Here is a 23,764-nt window from a genome sequence, read left to right as displayed (position 1 = left end):
CCGAGCCGGCGGCGTGCACCTTGCCAGCCGCCGGCTCAGTTGCGATAATCCGGCGTCCAGTTTCAGAAAATCAAGGTTAGGTTCATCGTCGACCCCGCGGTGTTCGTGGGGCGCATTTGTTTGTGAGAATTTCGTGCAACATGGCTGAGAAACGCAATATCTTCCTAGTGGGACCTATGGGTGCGGGCAAGAGCACCATTGGCAAATATCTGGCCCAGCAACTTCATATGGAGTTTTACGACTCCGATCATGAAATCGAGCGCCGTACCGGTGCCGATATCAGCTGGGTGTTTGATGTCGAAGGCGAAGAAGGCTTCCGCCAACGCGAAGAAAAGGTAATCAACGAACTGAGCGAGCTGCAGGGCATTGTACTCGCCACCGGCGGCGGCTCCATCAAGAGCCGGGAAAGCCGTAACCGGCTGTCGGCCCGGGGCATAGTGGTGTACCTGGAAACCACGGTGGAAAAGCAGCTGGCCCGAGTGCAGAAAGACAAGCGCCGCCCGCTGCTGCAAACCGAAGAGCCGCCGCGGGAGGTGCTGGAACGCCTGGCCCACGAGCGCAATGAGCTCTACCGGGAAGTGGCCGACTACGTCGTGCGCACCGATGAGCAGAGCGCCAAGCTGGTGGCCAACCAGATCGTTGAACTGATCGGCCTGTAAGCCGGGAGAAGCTCCATGGAAAGGTTAACCGTCAATCTGGGCGAACGCAGCTACCCCATCCTGATCGCCGCCGGGCTGATGTCCGACGGCGCTCTGCTGAAGGGCGCCATCAAGGGCAACAAGGTACTGGTGGTCACCAACGAGGTGGTGGCGCCGCTGTACCTTGACCGGCTGCTGGCGGCCCTGGCACCGCTTGAGGCCGACACCCTGGGGCTGCCCGATGGCGAGCAGTTCAAGACCCTGGAGACCTTTAATCAGGTGATGGGCAAGCTGCTGGAAAGCGGTCACGGCCGGGATACTACCCTGATCGCCCTCGGCGGCGGGGTGATCGGCGATCTGACCGGCTTTGCCGCCGCCTGCTATCAGCGGGGCGTGCCCTTTATTCAGGTGCCCACCACCCTGCTGGCCCAGGTCGACTCCTCGGTGGGCGGCAAGACCGCGGTCAACCATCCCCTGGGCAAGAATATGATCGGGGCCTTTTACCAGCCGGAGCTGGTGTTGATCGATACCGCCTGCCTGGGCAGCCTGCCCGAGCGGGAATTTGCCGCCGGCATGGCCGAGGTGATCAAGTACGGCATTATCTGGGATGCCGACTTCTTTGCCTGGCTCGAGCAGAACCTGTCCCGCCTGCAGCAACTCGATACTGAAGCTCTGTCTTACGCCATTCGTCGCTGCTGCGAGATCAAGGCCGAGATGGTGGCCTGCGACGAGCGTGAGCACGGTGTGCGCGCCCTGCTCAATCTGGGCCACACCTTTGGTCATGCCATCGAGGCGGAAATGGGCTATGGCAACTGGCTGCACGGCGAGGCGGTGGCCGCCGGCACCATGCAGGCCTGCCATACCGCCCGGCTGCGCGGCGACATGAGCGAGGCCGAGGTGGCCCGGGTCGAAGCCCTGCTGACCCGGGCCCGGCTGCCGGTTGCCGGCCCCGCCGGCATGACCCTGGCCCAGTACCTGCCGCACATGCTGCGGGACAAGAAGGTGCTGGCCGGCCAGCTGCGGCTGGTGCTGCCCGAGGGCATTGGCCGGGCGCGGGTGGTGAGTGACGTCACTCAGGGCCAGCTGGCACAAGTGCTGGATTAAGGGCGGTAGCGCGTGACCGCCGAGGCCCTGCCGATACTGTCCTCCCAACAGCAGTTGCTGGAGCGGCTGCTGCACCTGTTTAGGCTCGATCACGAACTGGTGTTGCTGAGTGGCCCCAAGGGTGCCGGCAAAAGCACCCTGGCCGGCCTGCTGGCGCAACAGAGCACCGGGCTCACCCCTGTGGTGCTCGATGCTCGTCTGATCACCAGTCAGACCGCCTTTCGCGAAGCGCTGCTGGAGCAGTGGTTTGCCGGGGCGGTCTTTGATGCCGATGACACTCTGCTTGACTCCATGACCCGCTTGCTGCCGGCGGCGCCGGGCCGGCGGCTGCTGGTGGTGGACAACGCCCAGTGGCTGACCGATCCCCAACTGCAGGAGCTGGCCGAACTGGGCCAGGGCTTGCCGGCAGAGCTGCGCCCCTTTATGGCGTTGCTGGGCCTGCCCTCCTGGGCCGGCGGGGTGCGCGGGCTGTTGCGCAGTTATCCGGAACTGCCGGTGGTGGAGCTTGAAGTTCCCGAACTGAGCGAGCAGGATAAACGGCAACTGTGCCTTCATTCCGGGGTGGAGCCAGCGGCAAGCCTGCTTGCACGGCTGCATTACCCGGGCGATCTGGCGACCAGCATGGAGTCGAGCATGAGACCTTCCCAATACCGGCAATGGCTTGAAAACAAATCCGTCAAAATCCTGCTGACCGGGTTGATCCTGCTTGGGCTGACGGCGGTGGTCAGCCTGCTGCTGGGCAGGCAGGAGCCTGCTCCCGAGGTGGCCCAGCCGTTTCAGGCCGAATCCCTGCCCGAGGCCCCGGGGCAGCCCCTGACCCTGGCCCCCGAAGTGCCGGCAACACCGACCGAGTCCGGGGCCGAGCCGCTGGTCAGTGACTGGCCGCTGGAGCCGCTGCCCGATGAACCCCGTGTGGACACCCAGGTGGCAGCATCTCCCGACGACAGTGGCAAGGAACGGGTGATCATTGAAGACGAGGTGGTCAGCCGGTTACTGCGCCGAGACGGCGAGCCTCAGGCCGAGCGTCCGGCGGCCAACGACACTCGAGCCGCTCCGATGCCCACTTCGCCGACGCCCACTTCGCCGGCGGCACTGAAGCAAAAACCGGCGGCCCATTACACCCTGCAGCTGATGGCGAGCCGGGATCAGAACGCCCTCAACCAGCTGGTGTCCCGCCACCGGTTGTCGCCCGCCTGGGTCTATTCCCGCACTCTTAACGGCCAGCCCTGGTATGTGCTGGTGCACGGCGATTTTGCCACGGCCGAGCAGGCGCGGCGGGCCATTGGCGGGCTGCCCGGCGAGCTGCGTGCCGCCAAGCCCTGGCCCAAGCCCTTTGGCCAGGTGCAAAAAGAAGCCGGCCCGTAGCCATGGGCACGGCATGGGGTTACAATGCGCGCCCCTCACACGGTTCGGCAATAATGGCAACAATGACGAAAACCCGCGCCTTTCTTAAGTGGGCCGGCGGAAAATATGGTCTGGTGGACAACATCAACCGCCGCCTGCCCGAAGGCCGCACCCTGGTCGAGCCCTTCGTGGGGGCGGGGTCGGTGTTTCTCAATTCGAACTTCGATGCCTATGTGCTGGCCGACATCAACGCCGATCTGATCAGTCTCTACCAGTTGCTGCAAACCCGCCCCGATGCCTTTGTTCGCGAGGCGGCCAGCCTGTTTGTGCCCGGCAATAACGACAAGGCGGTGTATTACGGCCTGCGTACCGAGTTCAATCAGGAAGCGGAGCCGTTCCGGCGGGCCTTGCTGTTCCTGTACCTCAATCGCCACGGTTACAACGGCCTGTGCCGCTATAACCGCAAGGGCGGTTTCAATGTGCCCTTTGGCGCCTACAAGAAGCCCTATTTTCCCGAAAGGGAGCTGTGGTTTTTTGCCGAAAAGGCACAGAAGGCCCGCTTTGTCTGCCAGGGCTATGATGAAGTCTTTGCCGGCGCCGAGCCGGATCAGGTGTTCTACTGCGATCCGCCCTATGCGCCGCTGTCGAGTACCGCCAGTTTTACCACCTATGCCGCCAACGGCTTTACCCTGGACGATCAGGCCATTCTGGCGCGGCTGGCCCGGGAAACCGCGGCCAAGGGCGTGCCGGTGCTGATCAGCAACCACGATATTCCGCTGACCCGGGAACTGTACCGGGATGCGAGCCTGGATGTGGTGGCGGTCAAGCGGACCATCAGCCGTCACGGCCACAATCGCCAGAAGGTGGATGAACTGCTGGCGCTGTTCGCGCCGAAGGCCGGTGAGGAGTGAGGGGTAAAGTGTGAGGAAACCATCGCCTCACTCCTCACGTTTTACCCCTCACCGCCCAGCACCAGCTTCACTATGCCCACCAGCGCCAGCACAAACAGCAAAATCAGTACCGCCCCCAGGGCCACATAGGGCCAGGGACTGCCGGTGAACTGGGCGTGGCGGTTTTGCTCCGACTGCACCCCGAACAGGGCGGCCAGCACCGCCTGCAGTCTGTGTTTCCAGCTCATGGGCTTTCCTCTCCACAAGATTTGTCATGCCGGCCTTCGAGCCGGCATCTTCCTTCAGGGAGTGCTTTGCATCCTGCTACAGATTCCGGCTCAAGGCCGGAATGACTCGACGAAGCCAGGCCATACTCCCGAATTCGCTTACGCCAAGCATAGACGCGCGCTAGAGAATCCCCGGGCGCTGGGGTAGAATCGGTGCGTTTTTTGCGCTCAAGGTAACCCCGATGAAAGACTTTCTGATTGCTCCTTCCATTCTTTCCGCCGATTTTGCCCGTCTGGGTGAAGACGTGGCGAACGTGCTGGAAGCCGGTGCCGATGTCGTGCATTTCGATGTGATGGACAACCACTATGTGCCCAACCTGACCATTGGTCCCATGGTGTGCCAGGCCCTGCGCGACTACGGCATTACCGCGCCCATCGACGTGCACCTGATGGTTAAGCCGGTCGACAGCCTGGTGCCCGAGTTCGCGAAAGCGGGAGCCTCCATCATCACCTTTCACCCGGAAGCGTCCGAGCACATCGACCGCACCCTGGGGCTGATTCGCGAGCAGGGCTGCCAGGCCGGCCTGGTGTTCAACCCGGCCACGCCGCTCAGCCACCTGGACTACGTGATGGACAAGGTCGACGTGATCCTGCTGATGTCGGTCAACCCGGGCTTTGGCGGTCAGTCCTTTATTGCCGGTACCCTCGACAAGCTGCGTGAAGCCCGTCGCCGTATCAACGAGAGCGGCCGCAATATTCGTCTGGAGATCGACGGCGGCGTCAAGCCCGAGAACATTCGCGATATCGCCGAGGCCGGCGCCGACATGTTTGTGGCCGGCTCGGCCATTTTCGGCAAGCCCGACTACAAGGCGGTGATCGACCAGATGCGCCGGGAGCTGGCGGCCGCCCATGGCTGACTTTGAGCTTATTCAGTTCGATCTCGACGGCACCCTGATCGACAGCGTGCCCCAGCTGGCCGAGGCCATCAACGACATGCTGGCCACCCTCGGCCATGCCGGTCAGCCGGTGGAAGCGGTGCGTTGCTGGGTGGGCAATGGTGCCGACATGCTGGTACAGCGGGCGCTCACCGCCGCGCAGGGAGAGGCCCCGGACGCCGACCTGCACCGCCGCGCCCGCGCCCTGTTCGACGAGGCCTATGCCGGCCATGCCGACGCTGCCCTGGTGTTTTATCCCGGCGTGCTCGACACCCTTGAGCGGTTGCGCACGGCGGGCAAACGCCTGGCCCTGGTTACCAACAAGCCCTATCGTTTTGTGCCCGGCATTCTGGCGGCGGGAGGACTGACCGATCACTTTGAACTGGCCCTGGGCGGCGACAGCCTGGCCGAGAAAAAGCCGAGTGCGGCCCCGCTGCTGCACATCTGCGAGCGGCTGGACGTGAGCCCGGCCCGCAGCCTGATGGTGGGTGACTCGGAGAACGACGTGCTGGCGGCCAGGGCCGCGGGCATGGCGGTGGCGGCGCTGAGCTATGGCTACAATTACGGCCGGCCCATCGCCGACAGCTCCCCCGACTGGGTGCTGGACGATTTCGCCGGGCTCGCTGCCATCCTTAAGATTTAACCCAATACACCACAAGGAACATCATGGCTAAACCCATCGTACTCAGCGGTGCCCAGCCCTCGGGCCAGCTGACCATTGGCAACTACATGGGCGCCCTGCGCCAGTGGGTGAAAATGCAGCAGGACTACGACTGCCTGTACTGCATCGTGGACATGCACGCCATCACCGTGCGGCAAGACCCGCAAGCCCTGCGCTCGGCCTGCCTGGACGCCGCCGCCCTGTACCTGGCCATCGGCCTTGAGCCCGAGCAGAGCACCATCTTTATTCAGTCTCACGTGCCCGAGCACGCGGAGCTGGCCTGGGTGCTCAACTGCTATACCCAGTTCGGCGAGCTGTCGCGCATGACCCAGTTCAAGGACAAGTCCAGCCGCTACGCCGAAAACATCAACGCCGGCCTCTTTACCTATCCGGCGCTGATGGCCGCCGATATTCTGCTGTATCAGGCCAACCAGGTGCCGGTGGGCAACGATCAGAAGCAGCATCTGGAGCTGACCCGGGACATCGCCTACCGCTTCAACCAGCTGTATGGCGACGTGTTTACCGTGCCCGAGCCCTTTATTCCCGAAGACGGCGCCCGCATCATGAGCCTGCAGGAGCCGACCAAGAAGATGTCGAAGTCGGACGACAACGCCAACAACTTCATCGGACTGCTGGAAGATCCCAAGGTGATCACCAAGAAGCTGAAGCGGGCCGTGACCGATTCGGACGAGCCGCCCGTGGTGCGTTTCGACACCGCCGAAAAGCCCGGCGTGTCCAACCTGCTGACCCTGATGGCCGGTGCCAGCGGTCGCACCCTCCCGGAGCTGGAGCAGCACTTTGAGGGCAAGATGTACGGTCACCTCAAGACCGAAACCGCCGAGGCGGTGCTGGCCATGCTCGCCCCCATTCAGCAGCGTTTTCACGAGCTGCGGGAAGATGAGACCGAGCTGCGCCGGGTGCTGACGCTGGGCGCCGACAAGGCCCGGGCCAAGGCGGTGCAGACCCTCGACAAAGTGTATGATGTGATCGGCTTCGTGCCGCGGGTTCGCTGAGCCCACTCTGCCCGGATTCCCGCGCCAATGGCGCGGGAACCATTTCGGACGGTTTGCCGTCTAATTTTTCGGCTTTGGCCTTTTACTTTATTTCCTCACCGGAATTCACGTCATTAATGAACGAACATATCGAGTCAGTTCAGGAACAGGATCTGCAGGACAAATATTACTGGCTGCGCAAGTTCCGCATGGCCAAGAATGACAAGACTCTGGAGCGCATGGTCTCCCGGGCCATTGACGATCATCACAAGGAATCTTCCGTGGTGGCCGCCATCTACCTGGCCGAATGCCAGCGCGAACGCGAGCTGAGCCAGGGGCGCTACCTCGACAGCTAAGCCAGCTCCGGCCGGTTCCTGAACTGTTCCAGCGCCTCGGGATTGGCCAGGGCCTCCAGGTTTTTGACCGGCCTGTTGTGGACCACTTCCCGTACCGCCAGCTCCACCAGCTTGCCCGATCGGGTGCGGGGCACGTCATTCACCGCCAGGATCACCGCCGGCACATGGCGGGGTGAGCAGGCTTCCCTTAACCGCTGGCGGATGGCTGCGGCCAGTTCAGGCGTCAGTGTGTGGCCCTTTGCCGGCTGCACAAACAGCACCAGTCGTTCGTCGTGGCCCTGGCGCTGGCCAATCACCACGCTTTCTGCAATTTCCTTGAAGCGCGCCAGCTGGCGGTAGATTTCGGCGGTGCCGATGCGCACGCCTCCGGGGTTGAGCACCGCATCGGAACGGCCGTGAAACACCATGCCACCCTCACGGGTTTGCGTGACAAAGTCGCCGTGATGCCACACCCCCGGCCAGCGGGCCCAGTAGGCCTGGTGATAACGGCTGCCGTCGTCGTTCCAGAAGCCCACCGGCCGGTTGGGAAAGGCAGTGCAGCACACCAGCTCACCCGGCTCACCGACCAGGTTTCTGCCCTCATCATCAAACACGCGCACGTCCATGCCCAGCCCCGGCCCCTGGCACTGCCCCCGGTATACCGGACTGATGGGATTGCCGAGTACAAAACAGCCGCAGATGTCGGTGCCGCCGGAAATGGACGCCAGCAGCAGGTCACGCTTGATATGCCGGTAGACAAAGTCGAACTGCTCCGGCGCCAGGGGGGAGCCGGTAGAGCACAGGGTATGCAGTGCCCCCAGGTGGTAGTGCCGGCCCGGTTGCAGGCCGGTTTTTTCCAGCGCTTCCAGGTATTTGGCCGAGGTGCCGAACAGGCTGACCTGTTGCTCGCTGCACCACTGCCACAGCCGGCCGGCCTCGGGATAAAAGGGCGCGCCATCATAAAGCAGCAGGGTGGCACCGCTGGCCAGGGCCGAGGCCAGCCAGTTCCACATCATCCAGCCGCAGGTAGTGAAATAAAACACACGGTCCCCGGGGTGAATGTCGCAGTGCAGCTGGTGCTCCTTGATATGGTTGAGCAGGGTGCCGCCGGCGCCATGCACCATGCATTTGGGCTTGCCGGTGGTGCCGGAGGAATAGAGCACATACAGTGGCGCGTTGAAGGGCATGGAATGAAAGCGAAGCGGCGCCTGTTCATGGGCGGCCAGGATCTCGCACCAGGCGGTGATGCCGTCGACCGGGGCCGGATCATTAAGGCAGGGCACTTCCACCCGCAGGCAGAGGCTGGGAATGGCCGCCATGATGGCGCTGGCCCGAACGCGGCTGTCGTGGGCCTTGCCGTTATAGCGGTAGCCGTCGGCGGCAAACAGCACCTTGGGTTGAGTCTGGCCAAAGCGCTCGATCACCCCCTCGGTGCCGAAGTCCGGCGAGCAGGAGGTCCATACCGCGCCCAGGCTGGCGGTGGCCAGCATGGCGACCAGGGTTTCCGGCACATTGGGCAGAAAGCCCGCCACCACGTCTCCGGGCTGGACTCCCGCCTCATCCAGCCAGGCGGCTACCGCCGCTACCTGCCGGTGCAGTTGATGCCAATTGAGGGTGCGCGTGGCGCCGCCCTCCACAAGGGCGATGATGGCGGGATCGTCAAGGGGCACCCGCTCGTGGGCCAGCAGGTTTTCGGCAACATTGAGCCGGGCTTCGGGAAACCAGACTGCGTGTTCGGCGTCTTCGACATGGGTAACGGTTACGCTGCCGCGATGGCCAATAATGCCGGCAAAGCGCCACAACTGGTGCCAGAACAGATCGGGATATGCCACCGACCAGGCATGCAGGGAGGCGTAGTCGTCAACCCCCAGCCCGAGCTCTCGCTCCAGCCGTTGCATAAAGGCGTGCAGCAGGCTGTGCTGTATTCGCTCGGGCGAGGGCGTCCACAGCGGAGCGGTATTCATGTGTCCGGCCCCCGGTAGCGCACCAGTTGCTGATCGATGGCGCCGAAAATGCTCTGCCCCCCGTCATCGATCATTTCCATGCGCACCCGATCGCCAAAGTGCATAAAGGACGTGCTGGCGCTGCCGGCGTTGAGCAGTTCTCGGGTGCGGCGTTCGGCAATGCAGCAGGCGCCGGTGTGTTCATCCCGGTTGGAGACGGTGCCCGAGCCGATAATGGTACCGGCCCCCAGTCGCCGGCTCAGGCAGGCGTGGGCAATCAGACGGTCAAAGCCAAAGGTCATGTCGGTGCCGGCGTGGGGCTCCCCAAACAGGGTGCCGTTCAGTTCCACCCGCAGCCGGTGCTGCACCCGGCCCTGTTGCCAGTGCTGACCCAACTCGTCGGGGGTGACCGCCACCGGTGAGCAGGAAGTGGCCGGTTTGGACTGGAAAAAGCCAAAGCCCTTGGCCAGCTCCGCCGGGATCAGGTTGCGCAGCGACACATCGTTCACCAGCATCAGCAGTCGCACATGGGGCAGGGTGTGGCGCTCTTCGGTGCCCATGGGCACATCCCCGGTGATCACCGCCACTTCCCCTTCAAAATCGATGCCCCAGGCTTCATCGGCCAGGGCAATGTCGTCGCAGGGGCCGAGAAACCCGTCCGACATGCCCTGATACATCAGCGGATCGGTCCAGAAGCTGGGCGGCATTTCGGCGCCCCGGGCCCGGCGCACCAGCTCGATATGACTGACGTAGGCGCTGCCGTCGGCCCACTGGTAGGCCCGGGGCAGGGGAGCGGCACATTCCTGCGGGTGGAAGTCAAAGGCGTCGCGGTGGGTTTCCCGGTTCAGTTGCTGGTAGAGGGCGCGCAGGGCGCGCTCGCATTCCTCCCAGTTGTCGAGCGCGGCCTGCAGGGTGGGTGCTACCCCTTCGGCGCTGCAGGCCCGGCGCAGATCCCGGGACACCACCACCAGGCTGCCGTCACGTCCTTCCTTGAGAGAAGCCAGTTTCACCATTACCTCCTTGTTTACGTTATGTGGCGGCGCCGTTGCCTTGCCAGGAGTTGACGTAATCGGCGTTTTCCACCCCCGGCGGCAGCTCGGCCAGGTTCAGGGGCTGGCGGCTGTCGATCATCACCGCCACCTCGTCGGTTTCGGTGCGCCTGGCTTGGCTGCCGGCGACCAACGCCTTGGGATGAGGGCCATGGGTAAAGCCGCAGGGGTGCCAGGTGATCATGCCGGCGTCGATATTGTCGCGGCTGAAAAAGTTGCCCTGGTGATAAAAAATCACTTCGTCGTAATCGTCGTTATTGTGAAAGAAAGGCACCTTGAGCGCCCCGGGATCCGACTCCATGGGCCGGGGCACAAAGGTGCAGATCACAAAATCGTCGGTCACCCAGGTGCTGTGGGCCGAAGGCGGCAGGTGATAGCGATGGCTCATCAGGGGGCGAATGTCCCGCCAGTTGAGCCGGAGCACGGTCAGATCGCCCTTCCAGCCTATGGCGTCCAGCGGGTTGAACGGGTAGGTGATGGTGTTCAGCTGGCCGCGGGCCTTGAGCTTGACTTGCCACTCGCCGGGAGCCTCGGCCTGGCGGGTAAAGGCCTCGTCGATGTGCGGGTGATCCAGCACGCCCGGGTCAAAAATGGCGTGCCGCCCTGCCGGCCCCCGGTCTGCCAGCCGGTAGCTGCCGTGAGTGGCTTCAATCATCAGCAGGGTAACCGGCTCGGCGGGCTCAATACGCCAGCTGGTGGAGCGGGGCAGCACCAGGTAATCCCCTTGGGTGAAAGGCAGCCTGCCATAGTCGCAATACAGCTCGCCGCGACCCTGGTGCACAAACAGGCATTCGTCGCCGTCGCCGTTACGCACCAAGTGATCCATGGCGGCCTGGCAACGCCACAGGCGAATGTGCAGCCGCTCGTTATACAGCAGGGACGCCGCGTCCCAGGGAGACGGGCCCGGTACGGGCAGTTTGCCGGTATCGAGCGCGCGGGGACGCAACGGCCCTTCCCAGTGGCTCCAGCCGGTGGGCGGATGGCGGTGATACATGTGACTGGCCGGGCCGAAAAAGCCGTCCTTGCCGATTTCCCGCTCAACGCTGCCGGCGGGCAGATCACAGTGGGCCTGCCGTGCATACTCGCCTTCGCGCAGGGGAAAGGAAACCCCGGTTTTCATGCTGAGCCTCCGGCGTCGATGAATGCCTTAATCACTATAGTTCCCCTCACCGTATTATGGTGTCCCCTTAAAGCGGCCGGGGAAAGTGGTTACACTTGGCCTCTTCACGGAAGACCGACAGGAGTCACAGATGAATGACAGGGACGACTTTGAGCTGGAGCGTTTCTTGCCCTACAAACTGATGCAGGTGGCCGAGCGGGTGAGCAGCGAGCTGGCGGTGTTTTACCGCAAGGAGTTCGGTATCACCCGGCCGGAGTGGCGGTTGCTGGCGGTGCTGGGGCAGGGGGAAACCCGCATCGCCCGGGAGCTGGCGGAGCTCACCTGCATGGACAAGGTCAAAGTGTCCCGGGCATTGCAGGGGCTGGAAGCCAAGGGAATGATCCGGCGTACTCCCAGCCTGCGGGATCAGCGCGCCGCCCGCATTGCCCTGACCCAGAACGGCAAGGCCTTGTACCGGCGCATGGTCCCCAGAGTGCTGGAGTGGGAATCCCGGCTGGCCCAGGGGCTGGCCAATGGGGATGCCAGCTCCCTGCTCAATCACCTCAATCAGTTGCTGGACCAGCTGGATCACATGTGACGACGGTCGTGTCGGTGAGAGTGGGCGAGGCGGCTCTATACTTACAGCCACACTCACTCGTTCAAGGAGACGGCCATGCTCAATGCACATGGAATGGAAGTGGAGATGACGCGGCAGGACGATCACACCCTGCGCCTGCACCTGCGTATTTTTGGCGACATTGCCTATGACGATTTCCGGGACATGGAGCAGCGGCTGGAGCAGGAGCTGGCCGCCATGGATCAGCCGCGCATTCTCGCCCTGGTGGATCTTACCGGCTTCAGTGGCTGGGAAGCCCGGGCCTTCTGGGAAGAGATCCGCTTTACCCAACAGCACGGTGACGACTTCAGCCGGCTGGCCATTGTGGGCTGCAACCTCAAGGAAAAGATCATGGCCACCCTGGTGGACTGGTTTATGCTGGGCAGCCAGGTGCAGTACTTTGAAAGCCGGAGTGAGGCCGAAGCCTGGCTTGACGCTGAAGCACCCTGACGACCGTTTTGGTCGCATTCGGCGCCGGCGCCGGGCGCTGGGGTTCAGGTGGCGCAGCACGCCGTCGCTGTTGTGCGGGAAAGAGCCTGCGCCTCCTCTTGAGATTGGGCCGCAAGCTGTCAGAATTCATGGCGTTTTTTATTTTTCGGGGTTTTCAATATGCGCTTTTATCAAACCGGGCTGACCCTGCTGGCCGCCCTGGTCCTTTCTGCCTGTGCCTCCAAGGGCGGTGATGCCGGCATGGCCGCCGCGACCCTGGAGGTGACCCGTGGTCCCACCTTTATCGAGGGCGGCAACGCCGGCGGCGAGGAAGACATCACGGTGCGCACACCGCACTTTGCCTTTGCCATCAGTGCCGACAGCGGCGCTCTGGTGGATTTGTCTTTGGTCGACCAGGGCCGCTACGGGCCGGATCTGGTGCAGCATCTGGACGTGGTGCCCGGCGAGGGTGAGCTCTCTTCGGCCCGTATCGAGGTGGTGGAGCAAAGCGACAGCCGGCTGGTCATTGAGCTGGAGCGGCGCTGGAAGGGCCAGCCGCTGGTCAGTCGCTACGAGGTGAACCGGGATGATGCCGGCATTCGTCTTTCCAGCACCCTGCCCCAGGGGGAATCTCGCCTGGCCGGCTACCGGCTGCAGCGCAATCCCCTGACGGCGCCGGTAACCCGCAATTACAACGACATGCCCAACATGGTGCAGGCCCACTGGACCGCCGCCCGGCTGCAAAACGAGCTGGGCATGCTGTATAGCAGTGATGATCTGCGCCAGCCCCGCAAGGGCGGTGACGTCAGCGCCTGGCTCAGCGCCGGCTCTCTTGGCGCCCTGAGCGCCGATAAGCCGCTCTATGCCGGCCAGGGGCAGGCCGAGCTGGCCCTGCTGGAGCTGAGACCGGTGACCGATGGGTTTGAGGCCCGGCTCAGGGAACTGCGCCAGCGCTGGAGCAAGGGCGAAAAGGTGTATCTGGGAGGCGAAAGCGGCAAGCTCTACGCCTACACTCCCAACGGCCGGCTGAGTGCCGACTACGCCAGCGCTGCCGGCAAGGGCCACAGCTTTCTGAGTTTTGGCCCCCAGGTTTATCCGGTGACCACCAACTTTGGCGGTGTCGCCAAGCCCTTCAGCGAAAGCCAGGTGGAATTCCGCTCCGAGGTGGGCCTGGCCCGGGCCGAAGTGTGGCTGGATGGCAAGCAGGTCGCCGGCTGGAAAATCAACGGCGCCAAGTGGTTTAGAACCGGAGTGCCGGTGCCGCCCAACCATACCTGGATGCAGTGGGTGGTGGAAGATCGCGACGGCAAGCGGGCCTACTCCAACCCCATCTGGATTGAATAACAAACGGCAAAACGATAACGATTCGCTTTCTTAAACGGGTGTCATTGAGTACCCTTGGCTTTTTTCTGCAGCCAGGGGTTTTTATGTCTTCCTCATCCAGCTTTCAGGCACTGGCCAGACTGCTGCGTTACGCCGGTGGTTATCGCCGGCGCATCGTGGCGGCGGTCAGCTGCTCGATTATCAATAAACTGTTCGACATCGCGCCCGAAATACTGATCGGTATCGCCATTGATGTGGTGGTGAACCAGGAGCAGAGCTTTGTGGCCCGGCTGGGGTTTGTCACGCCCAAGGAGCAGATCCTGGTGCTGGGCGCCCTGACCTTTCTGATCTGGGCCGGCGAGTCACTGTTTGAATATCTTTACCAGATCCTGTGGCGCAACCTGGCCCAGCGGTTGCAGTCGGACTTGCGGCAGGACGCCTACGACCACCTGCAACGGCTCGATATGGGGTTCTTTGAACGACAGAGTTCGGGGCGGCTGGTCTCCATCCTCAATGACGATGTCAACCAGCTGGAGCGCTTTCTGGACGGCGGCGCCAACAGCCTGATCCAGGTGTTCGTCACCGTGGTGGCGGTAGGGGCGGTATTTATGGTGCTCTCGCCCCAGATAGCCCTGCTGGCCTTTACGCCCATCCCCCTGATCATCTGGGGAGCCTTTTACTTTCAGCGCAAGGCGGGCCCGGTTTATACCGAGGTGCGCGAACGGGTCGGTGAGCTGGCCGGGCGGCTGTCCAACAACCTGAACGGCATTGCCACCATCAAGAGTTTTACCGCCGAAGCGCGGGAAAGCGAGCGCCTGCGTGCCGGCAGCGAAGCCTATGTGGAGGCCAACCGTCGCGCCATTCGTATCAGCTCTGCCTTTATCCCGGTGATCCGCATGGCCATTCTGGTGGGGTTTCTGGCCACCTTCATTCTGGGAGGCCTGAAAACCCTGGACGGCTCCCTCAATGTGGGCGCTTACGGCGTGCTGGTTTTTCTTACCCAGCGGCTGTTGTGGCCGCTCACCGGCCTGGCCCAGGTGATCGATCTGTTTGAGCGGGCCATGGCCAGCACTCGGCGCATTCTGGATGTGCTCAATGAACCGGTCTCCGGCCAGGACACCGGCAAGGCGCTGGCGGCGCCGGTGCGTGGCGAACTGCGCTTTGAAAACCTGGGCTTTCATTACGGTGCCGGCGCGGCGGGGGTGGATGATGTCAGTCTGCAGGTGCCGGCGGGCACCACCCTGGGACTGGTGGGCGCCACCGGCTCGGGCAAGTCGACCCTGATCAAGCTGTTGTTGCGTTTCTACCAGCCTCAGCAGGGAACGATTTATCTGGATGAAACGCCCATTCAGCAACTGGCACTGTCGTCGCTGCGGGGCAACATCGGCCTGGTGAGCCAGGATGTGTATCTGTTTGAGGGCAGCATCCGCGACAACATCGCCTACGGCAGGCCCGACGCCTGCGAAGCCGACATCGTGGCGGCGGCCCGGCAGGCGGAAGCCTGGGAGTTCATCGAGCGCCTGCCCCAAGGGCTCGATACCCAGGTCGGAGAGCGGGGAGTACGGCTGTCGGGCGGCCAGCGCCAGCGGCTGTCACTGGCCCGGGCGCTGCTCAAGGATCCGCCGGTGCTGATCCTGGACGAGGCCACCAGCGCCGTCGACAATGAAACCGAAGCTGCCATTCAGCGCTCGCTGCGCCATATCGCCAGGGATCGTACCCTGATCGTGATCGCTCACCGGTTGTCGACCGTGGTCCAGGCCCACAACATCGTGGTGATGGAACGGGGCCGGATTGTAGAGCAGGGGAATCATGCCGAGCTGCTTGCCCGGAACGGACAGTATGCCGCCCAATGGCGGGTGCAGACGGGCGAGATAGCGGAGGCCAGCTGAGCCCGAGCAGTGAGTGGCCGTGGTCCGTGGAGGTGCCGGCCACTGACTGTGAGGGTAAATGCCACTCGTTCTTGTTTCTAGTAAAACCCAATAAAATCATACGCTTATATTTTATTTTGGTTTGATTAAATAGACCGTGACGTCTATCCTTATGGCTGACGTCTCAAGGGGAGAAGAGGGTTATGAAAGGCGACAAGAAAGTCATCGAGTACCTGAACCAGGTGCTCAGCATTGAGCTGACCTCCATCAACCAGTATTTCCTGCATGCCCGCATGTTCAAGAACTGGGGGCTCGGACAGCTCAACGAGCGGGAATACAAGAAGTCCATCAAGGACATGAAACAGGCCGATGAGCTGATCGAGCGCATTCTGTTCCTCGAAGGTCTGCCCAACCTGCAGCACCTCAACCGGTTGCGTATTGGTGAAAACACCGAGGAAATGCTGGGCTGTGACCGCCAGCAGGTGGAAGAGCAGTTGCAGGTGCTGAAAGAAGCCATCGCCTACTGTGAGTCGGTACAGGATTACGTGTCCCGCGAGCTGCTGTGCGAACTGGAAGAATACGAGGAAGGGCACCTGGACTGGATCGATACCCAGCTTGACCTTATCGGTAAAATTGGCCTTGAGAATTACCAGCAGTCACAACTGTAAGGGAGCAGAACAATGAAAGGTAATCAGCAAATCATTGCCGCACTGAACGAGCTGTTGGCCGGCGAGCTGAGCGCGATGGATCAGTATTTTATCCATTCCCGCATGTATGAAGACTGGGGTCTGACCAAGCTGTTTGAACGCATCGACCACGAGTTTGAAGACGAAAAGGGTCATGCCTCCAAGCTGATTGAGCGCATTCTGTTTCTGGAAGGCACCCCCGACATGGTGACCCGGGTTCCGCTCAACATCGGCAAGGACGTTCCCGCCATGCTGCAGAGCGATCTGAACCTGGAGTACAAGGTCATTGAAGATCTGCGCAAGGTCATGGCCCTGTGTGAACAGGAGCAGGACTACCAGACCCGCGACATGCTGCAGGTGCTGCTGGCAGACACCGAAAACGACCACACCCACTGGCTGGAGCAGCAGCTGGGCCTTATTCAGCGCATCGGCCTGCCCAACTACCTGCAGTCGCAGATGTAAGTCAGCAATTCCGTTCTCACGCGCGGGCGTCCTGCCCGCGCGTGCCGTGATTTTCCTCTATTTACCGCCCAGCAGGGATCCCAGCAAGCCGCGCGCCAGCCGCCGGCCGATCTGGCTGCTCATGCTGCGCAGGGCGCTCTTGGCCATGCTTTCCAGCAGGGAGTCGGTTTGCCGCCTGGCCGGTGCCGGACGCTGTGACGGCGGCTCGCTCCGGGCGGTTTCCAGCCGCCGCGCCAGCATTTCAAAGGCCGAGTCCCGATCCAGTGTTTGCTCATAGCGTCCGGCCAGGGGCGACTGCTGCCGCCTGAGCCGGCGCTCGTCCTCACTCAAGGGACCGATGCGGGATTCCGGCGGGCAGATCAGGGTCTGCTCCACCATGGTGGGCGTACCCTTTTCATCCAGCACCGAGACCAGGGTCTCGCCCACTCCCAACTGCGTAATGGCGGCCAGGGTATCAAAGGCCGGGTTGGCCCTGAAGGTGCGGGCCGCCGTACGCACCGCCTGTTCGTCCTTGGGGGTAAAGGCGCGCAGGGCGTGCTGAATGCGGTTGCCGAGCTGGCCCAGCACCGCCTCGGGAATGTCCTGCGGGCTCTGGGTAATGAAATACACGCCCACGCCCTTGGAGCGGATCAGCCGCACCAGCTGCTCCACCTTGTCGAGCAGGGACTGGGGGGCGGTGTCGAACAGCAGGTGGGCTTCATCAAAGAAGAACACCAGCTCGGGCCGCTCGCCATCGCCCCGCTCCGGCAGGTTTTCAAACAGCTCGCTCAGCAACCACAGCAGCAGGCTGGCGTAGAGGCGCGGGCTTTGCATCAGCCGGCGGGCATCGAGAATGCTGACCACCCCCTGGCCGGAAAAATCCCGTTGCATTAGATCCGGCAGCTGCAGCGACGGCTCGCCAAAAAAGTGCCCGGCCCCTTCCTGCTCCAGTACCAGCAGGCGGCGCTGAATCGCCGCCAGGCTGTTGGTGGGCAGATGGCCGTAGCGCGGGCCCAGCGCCTTGCCGTTTTCCATTACCCAGCCCAGCAGGGCGCGCAAGTCCTTGAGATCCAGCAACAGCAGGCCCTCGTCATCGGCGATGCGGTAACAGGCGTACAGCAGGCTGCTTTGGGTGTCGTTCAGCGCCATGATGTTGGCCAGCAACAGCGGCCCCAGCTCCGACAGGCTGGCCCGTACCGGGTGGCCGGCCTCACCGAACAGATCCCAGAGCAGGGTGGGCACCGGGCGCGGCTGGTAATCTGAATAGGATAATAGCGCCAGCCGCTCGGCCACCTTGTCATTGGGGCCGGCGGCGGCCGCCAGGCCCGACAGATCCCCCTTGACGTCGGCCACAAACACCGGCGTGCCGGCGCGGGAAAAGCCCTCCGCCAGCCGTTGCAGGGTGACGGTTTTGCCGGTGCCGGTGGCCCCGGTGATCAGCCCATGGCGGTTGGCCATGGGCAGGTGCAGGGTGACCGGCTGCCGGTCGCGGGTGGCGCCGAGATAGAGAGAAGAAGAGGTCATGGCAAGGCTCGCTGGCTTGGGAAACTGCTCCAAGCTTAGTCACTAGCCCAGTTGCTCCACCAGATAATCCACCAGCAGCCGCACCCGGGGGGACAGGTGCCGGTTGTTGGGGTACACCACCCAGACGCCGTCGTCCGGCAGCCGGTATTGGTCCAGCAGGCTGACCAGCAGGCCTCGCTCCAGCTCGTCGGTCACGTAGTAATCGGGCAGCTGGACTATGCCCAGCCCCTTGATGGCCGCATCTTTCAATGCCAGCCCCGAGTTGCAGTGCCAGCCCGAATGCAGCCGAAAGGCGCGGGGGCGACCGTCCTCCACAAAGCGCCAGTGATCCACGGTGCCGGCCAGACAGCGGTGCCGGGCCAGCTCCCCAATGTGCAGAGGGGTGCCGAAGCGTGCCAGGTAATCGGGGGCGGCACATAAATACTGGGTGCGCCGGGCCAGCTTGCGGCACATCAGGCTGGAGGAGCCCAGGGTGCCCAGGCGAATGGCCAGATCAAAACCGTCCTGCACCAGATCCACCGTCTGATTGGTAAGCACCATGTCGAGTTTCAGCTCCGGATAGCGCAGCAGAAAATCATTCACCAATGGCGCCAGGAACTGCTCGCCGTAATACACCGGGGCGGTAATGCGCAGTTTGCCCGCCGGGTTGCCTTCCATCGCCATCACCTGCTCTTCGGCGGCCTGCAGTTCATCCTGCACCCGGCGTACCTGGCGATAGTAAAGCCGCCCGGTCTCGGTGAGGTTGAGCTTGCGGGTGGTGCGGTACAGCAGTTTGGCCCCCAGCCGCTTTTCCAGCTGGTTGATGCGCCGGCTGACATGGGCCACCGACACGTTCAAGCGGCGGGCGGCGGCGGTAAAGCTCTCGCTTTCCACTACACTGATGAACTCGTTAATGCCTTCCCAGTGGGTCATTGTTACTCAGTGGTAAAAATCATTTGCCTTGTGGAGCATTATCGTCGATGAGGGCTGTAATACAATAACCGGCATGCGAAGCGCCTTGCGGCGCTGATGCAGGCTGGCAGCCTGCGCTCCAAATACACTTATGCATATGCAATGGAGCGCGGGCAGCCTGCCCGCCATTTGCCGCAAAGCGGCAACCCTTTTGCAGACAAAACCGAACACCAACAGGAGCCAACCATGGAAATGATGAAAACCCGCGCCGCCGTCGCCTGGGAGCCGGGCAAGCCGCTCAGCATTGAAGAAGTGGATCTGATGCCGCCCCAGAAAGGTGAAGTGCTGGTGCGCATTGTGGCCACCGGGGTTTGTCATACCGACGCCTACACCCTGTCCGGCGACGACGCCGAAGGCGTGTTTCCCGCCATTCTGGGTCACGAAGGCGCCGGCATTGTGGAGGCCGTGGGCGAGGGCGTGACCAGCCTGCAGGTGGGCGATCACGTTATTCCGCTGTATACCGCCGAATGCGGCGAGTGCAAGTTCTGCAAATCCGGCAAGACCAACCTGTGTCAGGCGGTGCGTGCCACTCAGGGCAAGGGCCTGATGCCCGACGGCACCACCCGTTTCTTCAAAGACGGCAAGCCGATTTTCCACTACATGGGCTGCTCCACCTTTGCCGAGCACACCGTAGTGCCCGAGATTTCCCTGGCCAAAATAAGCAAGGAAGCGCCGCTGGAGAAGGTGTGTCTGCTGGGCTGCGGCGTGACCACCGGCATGGGCGCGGTGAAAAACACCGCCAAGGTGCAGGAAGGCGACACCGTGGCGGTGTTTGGCCTCGGCGGCATTGGCCTGGCGGTGATCATCGGTGCGGTGCAGGCCAAGGCCAGCCGTATCATTGCCATCGACATCAACGAAGACAAGTTCGAGATTGCCAAAAAGCTGGGCGCCACCGACTGCGTGAACCCGAGCAAGTTCGACCAGCCGATCCAGGACGTGATCGTGGAAATGACCGACGGCGGCGTGGACTTCTCCTTTGAGTGCATCGGCAACGTCAAGGTGATGCGCTCTGCCCTCGAGTGTTGCCACAAGGGCTGGGGCGAGTCGGTGATCATTGGTGTGGCCCCGGCCGGCGCCGAGATCTCCACCCGTCCGTTCCAGCTGGTGACCGGCCGGGTGTGGAAAGGCTCCGCCTTTGGCGGCGTGAAGGGACGCTCCCAGCTGCCCGGCATCGTGGAGCAGTACCTGAACGGCGAGTTCGAGCTGGACACCTTTATCACCCACACCATGGGCCTGGACGACATCAACCACGCCTTTGACCTGATGCACGAAGGCAAGTCCATCCGCTCGGTGATCCTGTACGACAAATAAACAGCTTTAAGCTTTAAGCTATCAGCTGTAAGCAGCCCGAAGCCGCCTGTAAACCCGTGTCACTCCGGCGCAGGCCGGAGTCCATGTAACAGGCGGCTAGTGATGCTGCAGGCACCATGCTGTGCCTTCAGCCTTCGGTGTTTGTCTTACAGCTTAAAGCCGACAGCTTACAGCTACCCGAAGGGGAAGCTATGAAACTGCTACAAGAACAAAAATGCTTTGGCGGTCGCCAAATCCGCTATCAGCACGACTCCAGTACCCTTAACTGCACCATGCAGTTTTCCGTGTTTCTGCCGCCCCAGGCCGAGCAAGGTCCGGTGCCGGCGCTGTACTGGCTGTCGGGCCTGACCTGCACCGACGAGAACTTTTCCGCCAAGGCCGGCGCCCAGCGGGTGGCCGCCGAACTGGGGCTGGCGCTCGTCATTCCCGACACCAGCCCCCGGGGCGACGGTGTGGCCGACGACCCTGAAGGCGCCTACGATCTGGGCCTGGGGGCGGGCTTTTACGTTAACGCCACCAAAGCGCCCTGGAACAAGCACTACCGCATGTACGACTACGTGCTGAGCGAGTTGCCGGCACTGGTGGAACGCGAGCTGCCGCTCAGCGGCCGGCGCGCCATCAGCGGTCATTCCATGGGGGGCCACGGTGCTCTGGTGCTGGCGCTGCGCAACCCCGAGCGGTTTGTGTCGGTGTCGGCCTTTGCGCCCATCTCCAACCCGAGCGACTGCCCCTGGGGCCACAAAGCGCTGGGCGCCTACCTGGGTGATGATAAAGCCGCCTGGGCCGAGTACGACGCCAGCCTGCTGCTGAAGCAAAAAGGCTGTTCACTGCCGATGCTGGTGGATCAGGGAGAGGCCGACAACTTCCTGGCTGAGCAACTGAAACCTCAGGCGCTCAAGGCCGCCGCCGAAGCGAGTGGCGCCAAGCTGGAGCTGCGCCTGCAGCCCGGTTACGACCACAGCTACTACTTTATCGCCAGCTTTATAGAAGAGCATTTGCGCTTTCATGCGCGGCATCTGGGTCTGTAGGGCCCATTTGTTGGGGCAAATCATGCCCCATGCGACCGTATTAGCCCCGGATAAACCGGGGCCTACAACCCCACCCTTGTCATTCCGGGTTTGACCCGGAATCTATTCCGCAGAAGGCGACAAGGTGGTGAATGTGTGGCGTTCATCGCCAACCTGTGCGATTTGGAACCAACGCTTCCCATAAATACTTCAGTTTGCGCCAACGGCGATAAACCAACTGCAGGGCAGGGTGTTTGGGCTCCCGGTATGCTTTCCGCTCTTGAGCCAGCTGGCGCGCCATGCGTAGCGGCGTGCTGCACAGGCCGGAGTCATAATCCACATAGGTGGGGTACCAGGCATAGGTGGCATACACCAGCGCGGCCAAGGGTAGAGTTCGAGCCCGGCGCGTTACCGGGTGAACATTTGTGGTCAGCCCCCAACCGGCATAAAACGGCTGGCCCCATACCGTGACCGGCTTACCACGAATTAACGCTTCCAGCCCTGTCAGTGACGTTAGCGTATGCACCGCATCGCACTCATCCAAACAATCCACAATGCCGGCCTCGGTTTCCACCAGGTCTACACAAGCTTTCAGCACCTTTTCCGGCACCTGTCCTTTGCGGTTGCCACTTACTACATCCGGATGGGGTTTAAACACGATAAAAGCATTGGGGTGAGCTGCCCGTACCGCCTGCAGCAGGGCGGCATTGCCCGCCACAAAGGGGCTGCCCAGTTGCACCGAGGCATCGTCATCTACCTGGCCAGGCACCAGAATGACCGGACGATGGCTGGCCTGTGCCCGCCAATCCAGTTGGCGGCGAACACCCACATTGTATTTGGTCAGTGCCTGCTCGCGAAAATGCGTTAACAGCTGCTCACCCAGCTCCAGCTCCAGAGCGGAAAAGTCATGATGTTTTAAATAATGCTCAATGGCACTGGGGGTGCGCGGATCGTAATACATGCCCAAGGGGTCAATTACCAGCGAGCCTGGGCGGCGCAGATCCGAACCCAGCCCCACAGATCGCAAAAAGCCGTCTTCCATTCGCCACACCGGTAGTGAACAACCGGCCAGTTGCGATTCAAATTTGCGGCCCCATACCAGCACGGCCCGGGAAGGGGAAGTGTCATTCCCGCGCAGGCGGGAATCCATGGCGTCCGGCATACGGTCAACAAATATCACTTTCTTTGCATAACGGCGCAAAAAACGGGGCGCAAAGCGACGGCGCCATAACGAAAAGCCCACCGCATACAGGGTATCCACCGGCGGCACCGGTGAGCGCTGCGCCAGGATCAAATCCAGCAGATCTTCCAGTTCGCAACGCTCACCGGTTACCGGGTCAAGATAACGGCAATAACGTAAATAGGCCGCCGCCAGCAGTTGTGGCACCGTGCGTTGTTCACCCCGGCGCAGCACGGCAAGGCGATCGTCGGTTACGCCCCAGCCCGCATAAAAGGGCGCGCCAAAACACACCACCGGCTTACCGGCCAGCAGGGCTTCAAAGCCCAACTGGGAAGTAACGGTATACACTTTGTCCATCTCGGCCATCAGCGCAAAGGGGTTCACGCTGTCGGCCAGTAGCAACACATCGCTACCGGCCACATCGGTTAAATACCCCTGCTTTTTGCCCAACAGCACATCGGGGTGGGTGCGCACAATAATCTGGGCGTCCGGGTTCTCGGCCTTGGCGGCAGCCAGCATATTGGTAAACGACGCCTCGCTTGCCAGCCCCAGCCGCACCGACTGATCGCCTTTAGTCTGGTCAATCACCAGCACCCGGGGGCGAGTGTTATCCAGCCTGGCCGCGATGGCTGCCGGCAACACATTGCCGGAGTAGCAGTTGTATTTGGTAATGCCCTGGTCAACCAGAATGCGACGCAGAGCATCGGCCCGCTGCTGCCAGTCATCATTCCACCAGTCGATGTTTTGCAGCAACTGCTCCAGGCGGCTGGGGCGGGTGGCGTCGTAATACACACCCACCTCGTCCACAATCAGCGACAGCCGGGTGGCCCTTGTGGCGGGGTGGCCAATATAGCCCACAAAGCCATCCTCCAACTGCCAGAAGGGCAGGTCTTTTCTCGCTGCCAGCCGGCGGGCCCGCTCGGTGTTGGGTTTCATGCCCCAGCCCACCACGGCAGTGGCGTTGTTGCCAGGCATAAGCCCAAGGTAGTGAGGGGCCAGCAAGGCATTTAGCACTCGGCGCTGACGCCAGATGCCGTAAGAGGTGGTTAGAAGCATAATGGGCGGAATTTAAAGAAGTTAAAGGGAAATAGGCAGGTTTTAACCCCACCCTAACCCTCCCCTTGGCAAGGGGAGGGAACTATTTTGCACCTCCCCTTTTTTAAGGGTGAAGGCCGGGAGAGGGTATTTTCACTTATAATTAATGGTTCCCG

At 62.3% G+C, this 23,764-nt stretch carries 23 protein-coding genes; 16 read left to right on the top strand and 7 right to left on the bottom strand.

The window, feature by feature from the left end; all coding sequences use genetic code 11:
* Window positions 1–140: 140 nt before the first annotated feature.
* From aroK to GU3_RS15330, 4 genes are all read left to right on the top strand, one after another.
* Window positions 141–659 carry a shikimate kinase AroK gene (gene aroK / locus GU3_RS15345; RefSeq protein ID WP_014293447.1) on the top strand — a complete coding sequence of 173 codons (519 nt, stop codon included), beginning with the start codon at window positions 141–143 and terminating at the stop codon, window positions 657–659.
* 15 nt (window positions 660–674) lie between these two features.
* On the top strand, window positions 675–1,742 hold the full coding sequence (gene aroB, locus GU3_RS15340; RefSeq protein ID WP_014293446.1) for a 3-dehydroquinate synthase: 1,068 nt from the start codon (window positions 675–677) through the stop codon (window positions 1,740–1,742).
* Window positions 1,743–1,754: 12 nt separating this feature from the next.
* Complete coding sequence (locus GU3_RS15335) at window positions 1,755–3,107, top strand: AAA family ATPase (protein ID WP_014293445.1); 1,353 nt, start codon at window positions 1,755–1,757, stop codon at window positions 3,105–3,107.
* 62 nt (window positions 3,108–3,169) lie between these two features.
* Complete coding sequence (locus tag GU3_RS15330) at window positions 3,170–3,997, top strand: Dam family site-specific DNA-(adenine-N6)-methyltransferase (protein WP_014293444.1); 828 nt, start codon at window positions 3,170–3,172, stop codon at window positions 3,995–3,997.
* A 41-nt stretch (window positions 3,998–4,038) separates the two neighbouring features.
* Here GU3_RS15330 and GU3_RS15325 read toward each other — a convergent pair whose 3' ends face one another.
* Window positions 4,039–4,224, bottom strand: a complete 186-nt coding sequence (locus tag GU3_RS15325) for a DUF2970 domain-containing protein (protein WP_014293443.1) — start codon at window positions 4,222–4,224, stop codon at window positions 4,039–4,041.
* A 221-nt stretch (window positions 4,225–4,445) separates the two neighbouring features.
* Between GU3_RS15325 and rpe the strand changes: the two genes are divergently transcribed.
* The 4 genes from rpe (at window position 4,446) to GU3_RS15305 (ending at window position 7,147) form a co-directional block, all read left to right on the top strand.
* Window positions 4,446–5,120, top strand: coding sequence for a ribulose-phosphate 3-epimerase (gene rpe / locus GU3_RS15320; protein WP_014293442.1), 675 nt, complete (start codon window positions 4,446–4,448; stop codon window positions 5,118–5,120).
* A complete protein-coding gene (locus GU3_RS15315; RefSeq protein ID WP_014293441.1) occupies window positions 5,113–5,781 on the top strand; it encodes a phosphoglycolate phosphatase in 669 nt (222 codons plus the stop codon). Before rpe ends, GU3_RS15315 begins: the two co-directional genes overlap by 8 nt.
* 23 nt (window positions 5,782–5,804) lie before the next feature.
* A complete protein-coding gene (gene trpS, locus GU3_RS15310; protein ID WP_014293440.1) occupies window positions 5,805–6,812 on the top strand; it encodes a tryptophan--tRNA ligase in 1,008 nt (335 codons plus the stop codon).
* A 116-nt stretch (window positions 6,813–6,928) separates the two neighbouring features.
* On the top strand, window positions 6,929–7,147 hold the full coding sequence (locus GU3_RS15305; RefSeq protein ID WP_014293439.1) for a hypothetical protein: 219 nt from the start codon (window positions 6,929–6,931) through the stop codon (window positions 7,145–7,147).
* Here the strand turns inward: GU3_RS15305 and GU3_RS15300 are convergent.
* The 3 genes from GU3_RS15300 to GU3_RS15290 are packed head-to-tail and all read right to left on the bottom strand — an operon-like array spanning window position 7,144 to window position 11,238.
* Window positions 7,144–9,090: an acetoacetate--CoA ligase gene (locus GU3_RS15300; protein ID WP_014293438.1), complete on the bottom strand. Its 1,947-nt coding sequence runs from the start codon at window positions 9,088–9,090 to the stop codon at window positions 7,144–7,146. The genes GU3_RS15305 and GU3_RS15300 overlap by 4 nt on opposite strands.
* Entirely contained in the window at window positions 9,087–10,079 is a 993-nt protein-coding gene (locus GU3_RS15295; RefSeq protein ID WP_041543870.1) for a fumarylacetoacetate hydrolase family protein, read from the bottom strand. Before GU3_RS15295 ends, GU3_RS15300 begins: the two co-directional genes overlap by 4 nt.
* Window positions 10,080–10,098: 19 nt before the next feature.
* Window positions 10,099–11,238 carry a homogentisate 1,2-dioxygenase gene (locus GU3_RS15290; protein ID WP_014293436.1) on the bottom strand — a complete coding sequence of 380 codons (1,140 nt, stop codon included), beginning with the start codon at window positions 11,236–11,238 and terminating at the stop codon, window positions 10,099–10,101.
* Between the two features lie 130 nt (window positions 11,239–11,368).
* Here GU3_RS15290 and GU3_RS15285 point away from each other — a divergent pair, with 130 nt between their 5' ends.
* The 6 genes from GU3_RS15285 to bfr (GU3_RS15260) all read left to right on the top strand — a co-directional run bounded on the left by GU3_RS15285 (window position 11,369) and on the right by bfr (GU3_RS15260) (window position 16,601).
* The gene (locus GU3_RS15285; RefSeq protein ID WP_014293435.1) at window positions 11,369–11,815 is read left to right on the top strand and encodes a MarR family winged helix-turn-helix transcriptional regulator; all 447 of its coding nucleotides are present in this window, start codon (window positions 11,369–11,371) and stop codon (window positions 11,813–11,815) included.
* Between the two features lie 75 nt (window positions 11,816–11,890).
* The gene (locus tag GU3_RS15280; RefSeq protein WP_014293434.1) at window positions 11,891–12,283 is read left to right on the top strand and encodes an STAS/SEC14 domain-containing protein; all 393 of its coding nucleotides are present in this window, start codon (window positions 11,891–11,893) and stop codon (window positions 12,281–12,283) included.
* 159 nt (window positions 12,284–12,442) lie between these two features.
* Window positions 12,443–13,606 (top strand): hypothetical protein, encoded by a 1,164-nt coding sequence (locus tag GU3_RS15275; RefSeq protein WP_014293433.1) that lies wholly within the window; start codon window positions 12,443–12,445, stop codon window positions 13,604–13,606.
* Window positions 13,607–13,689: 83 nt separating this feature from the next.
* A complete protein-coding gene (locus GU3_RS15270) occupies window positions 13,690–15,474 on the top strand; it encodes an ABC transporter ATP-binding protein (protein ID WP_014293432.1) in 1,785 nt (594 codons plus the stop codon).
* Window positions 15,475–15,656: 182 nt separating this feature from the next.
* Window positions 15,657–16,121 (top strand): bacterioferritin, encoded by a 465-nt coding sequence (gene bfr / locus GU3_RS15265; protein WP_014293431.1) that lies wholly within the window; start codon window positions 15,657–15,659, stop codon window positions 16,119–16,121.
* A 12-nt stretch (window positions 16,122–16,133) separates the two neighbouring features.
* Entirely contained in the window at window positions 16,134–16,601 is a 468-nt protein-coding gene (gene bfr, locus GU3_RS15260; protein WP_014293430.1) for a bacterioferritin, read from the top strand.
* Between the two features lie 57 nt (window positions 16,602–16,658).
* Here the strand turns inward: bfr (GU3_RS15260) and GU3_RS15255 are convergent, their stop codons facing one another.
* Complete coding sequence (locus tag GU3_RS15255; RefSeq protein ID WP_014293429.1) at window positions 16,659–18,104, bottom strand: helicase HerA-like domain-containing protein; 1,446 nt, start codon at window positions 18,102–18,104, stop codon at window positions 16,659–16,661.
* A 42-nt stretch (window positions 18,105–18,146) separates the two neighbouring features.
* Window positions 18,147–19,016, bottom strand: a complete 870-nt coding sequence (locus GU3_RS15250) for a LysR substrate-binding domain-containing protein (protein WP_014293428.1) — start codon at window positions 19,014–19,016, stop codon at window positions 18,147–18,149.
* A 231-nt stretch (window positions 19,017–19,247) separates the two neighbouring features.
* On the opposite strand from GU3_RS15250, the gene GU3_RS15245 reads away from it, so the two are divergent.
* On the top strand, window positions 19,248–20,366 hold the full coding sequence (locus tag GU3_RS15245) for an S-(hydroxymethyl)glutathione dehydrogenase/class III alcohol dehydrogenase (protein ID WP_202798317.1): 1,119 nt from the start codon (window positions 19,248–19,250) through the stop codon (window positions 20,364–20,366).
* Window positions 20,367–20,557: 191 nt separating this feature from the next.
* Window positions 20,558–21,394: an S-formylglutathione hydrolase gene (fghA, locus tag GU3_RS15240; protein WP_014293426.1), complete on the top strand. Its 837-nt coding sequence runs from the start codon at window positions 20,558–20,560 to the stop codon at window positions 21,392–21,394.
* A 142-nt stretch (window positions 21,395–21,536) separates the two neighbouring features.
* Here the strand turns inward: fghA and GU3_RS15235 are convergent, their stop codons facing one another.
* A complete protein-coding gene (locus tag GU3_RS15235; protein WP_050899379.1) occupies window positions 21,537–23,609 on the bottom strand; it encodes a capsular polysaccharide biosynthesis protein in 2,073 nt (690 codons plus the stop codon).
* Window positions 23,610–23,764 lie beyond the last annotated feature (155 nt).

It is taken from the genome of Oceanimonas sp. GK1, assembly GCF_000243075.1.
GTDB lineage: Bacteria > Pseudomonadota > Gammaproteobacteria > Enterobacterales > Aeromonadaceae > Oceanimonas.
This window is presented reverse-complemented; position numbering and strand designations above follow the sequence as displayed.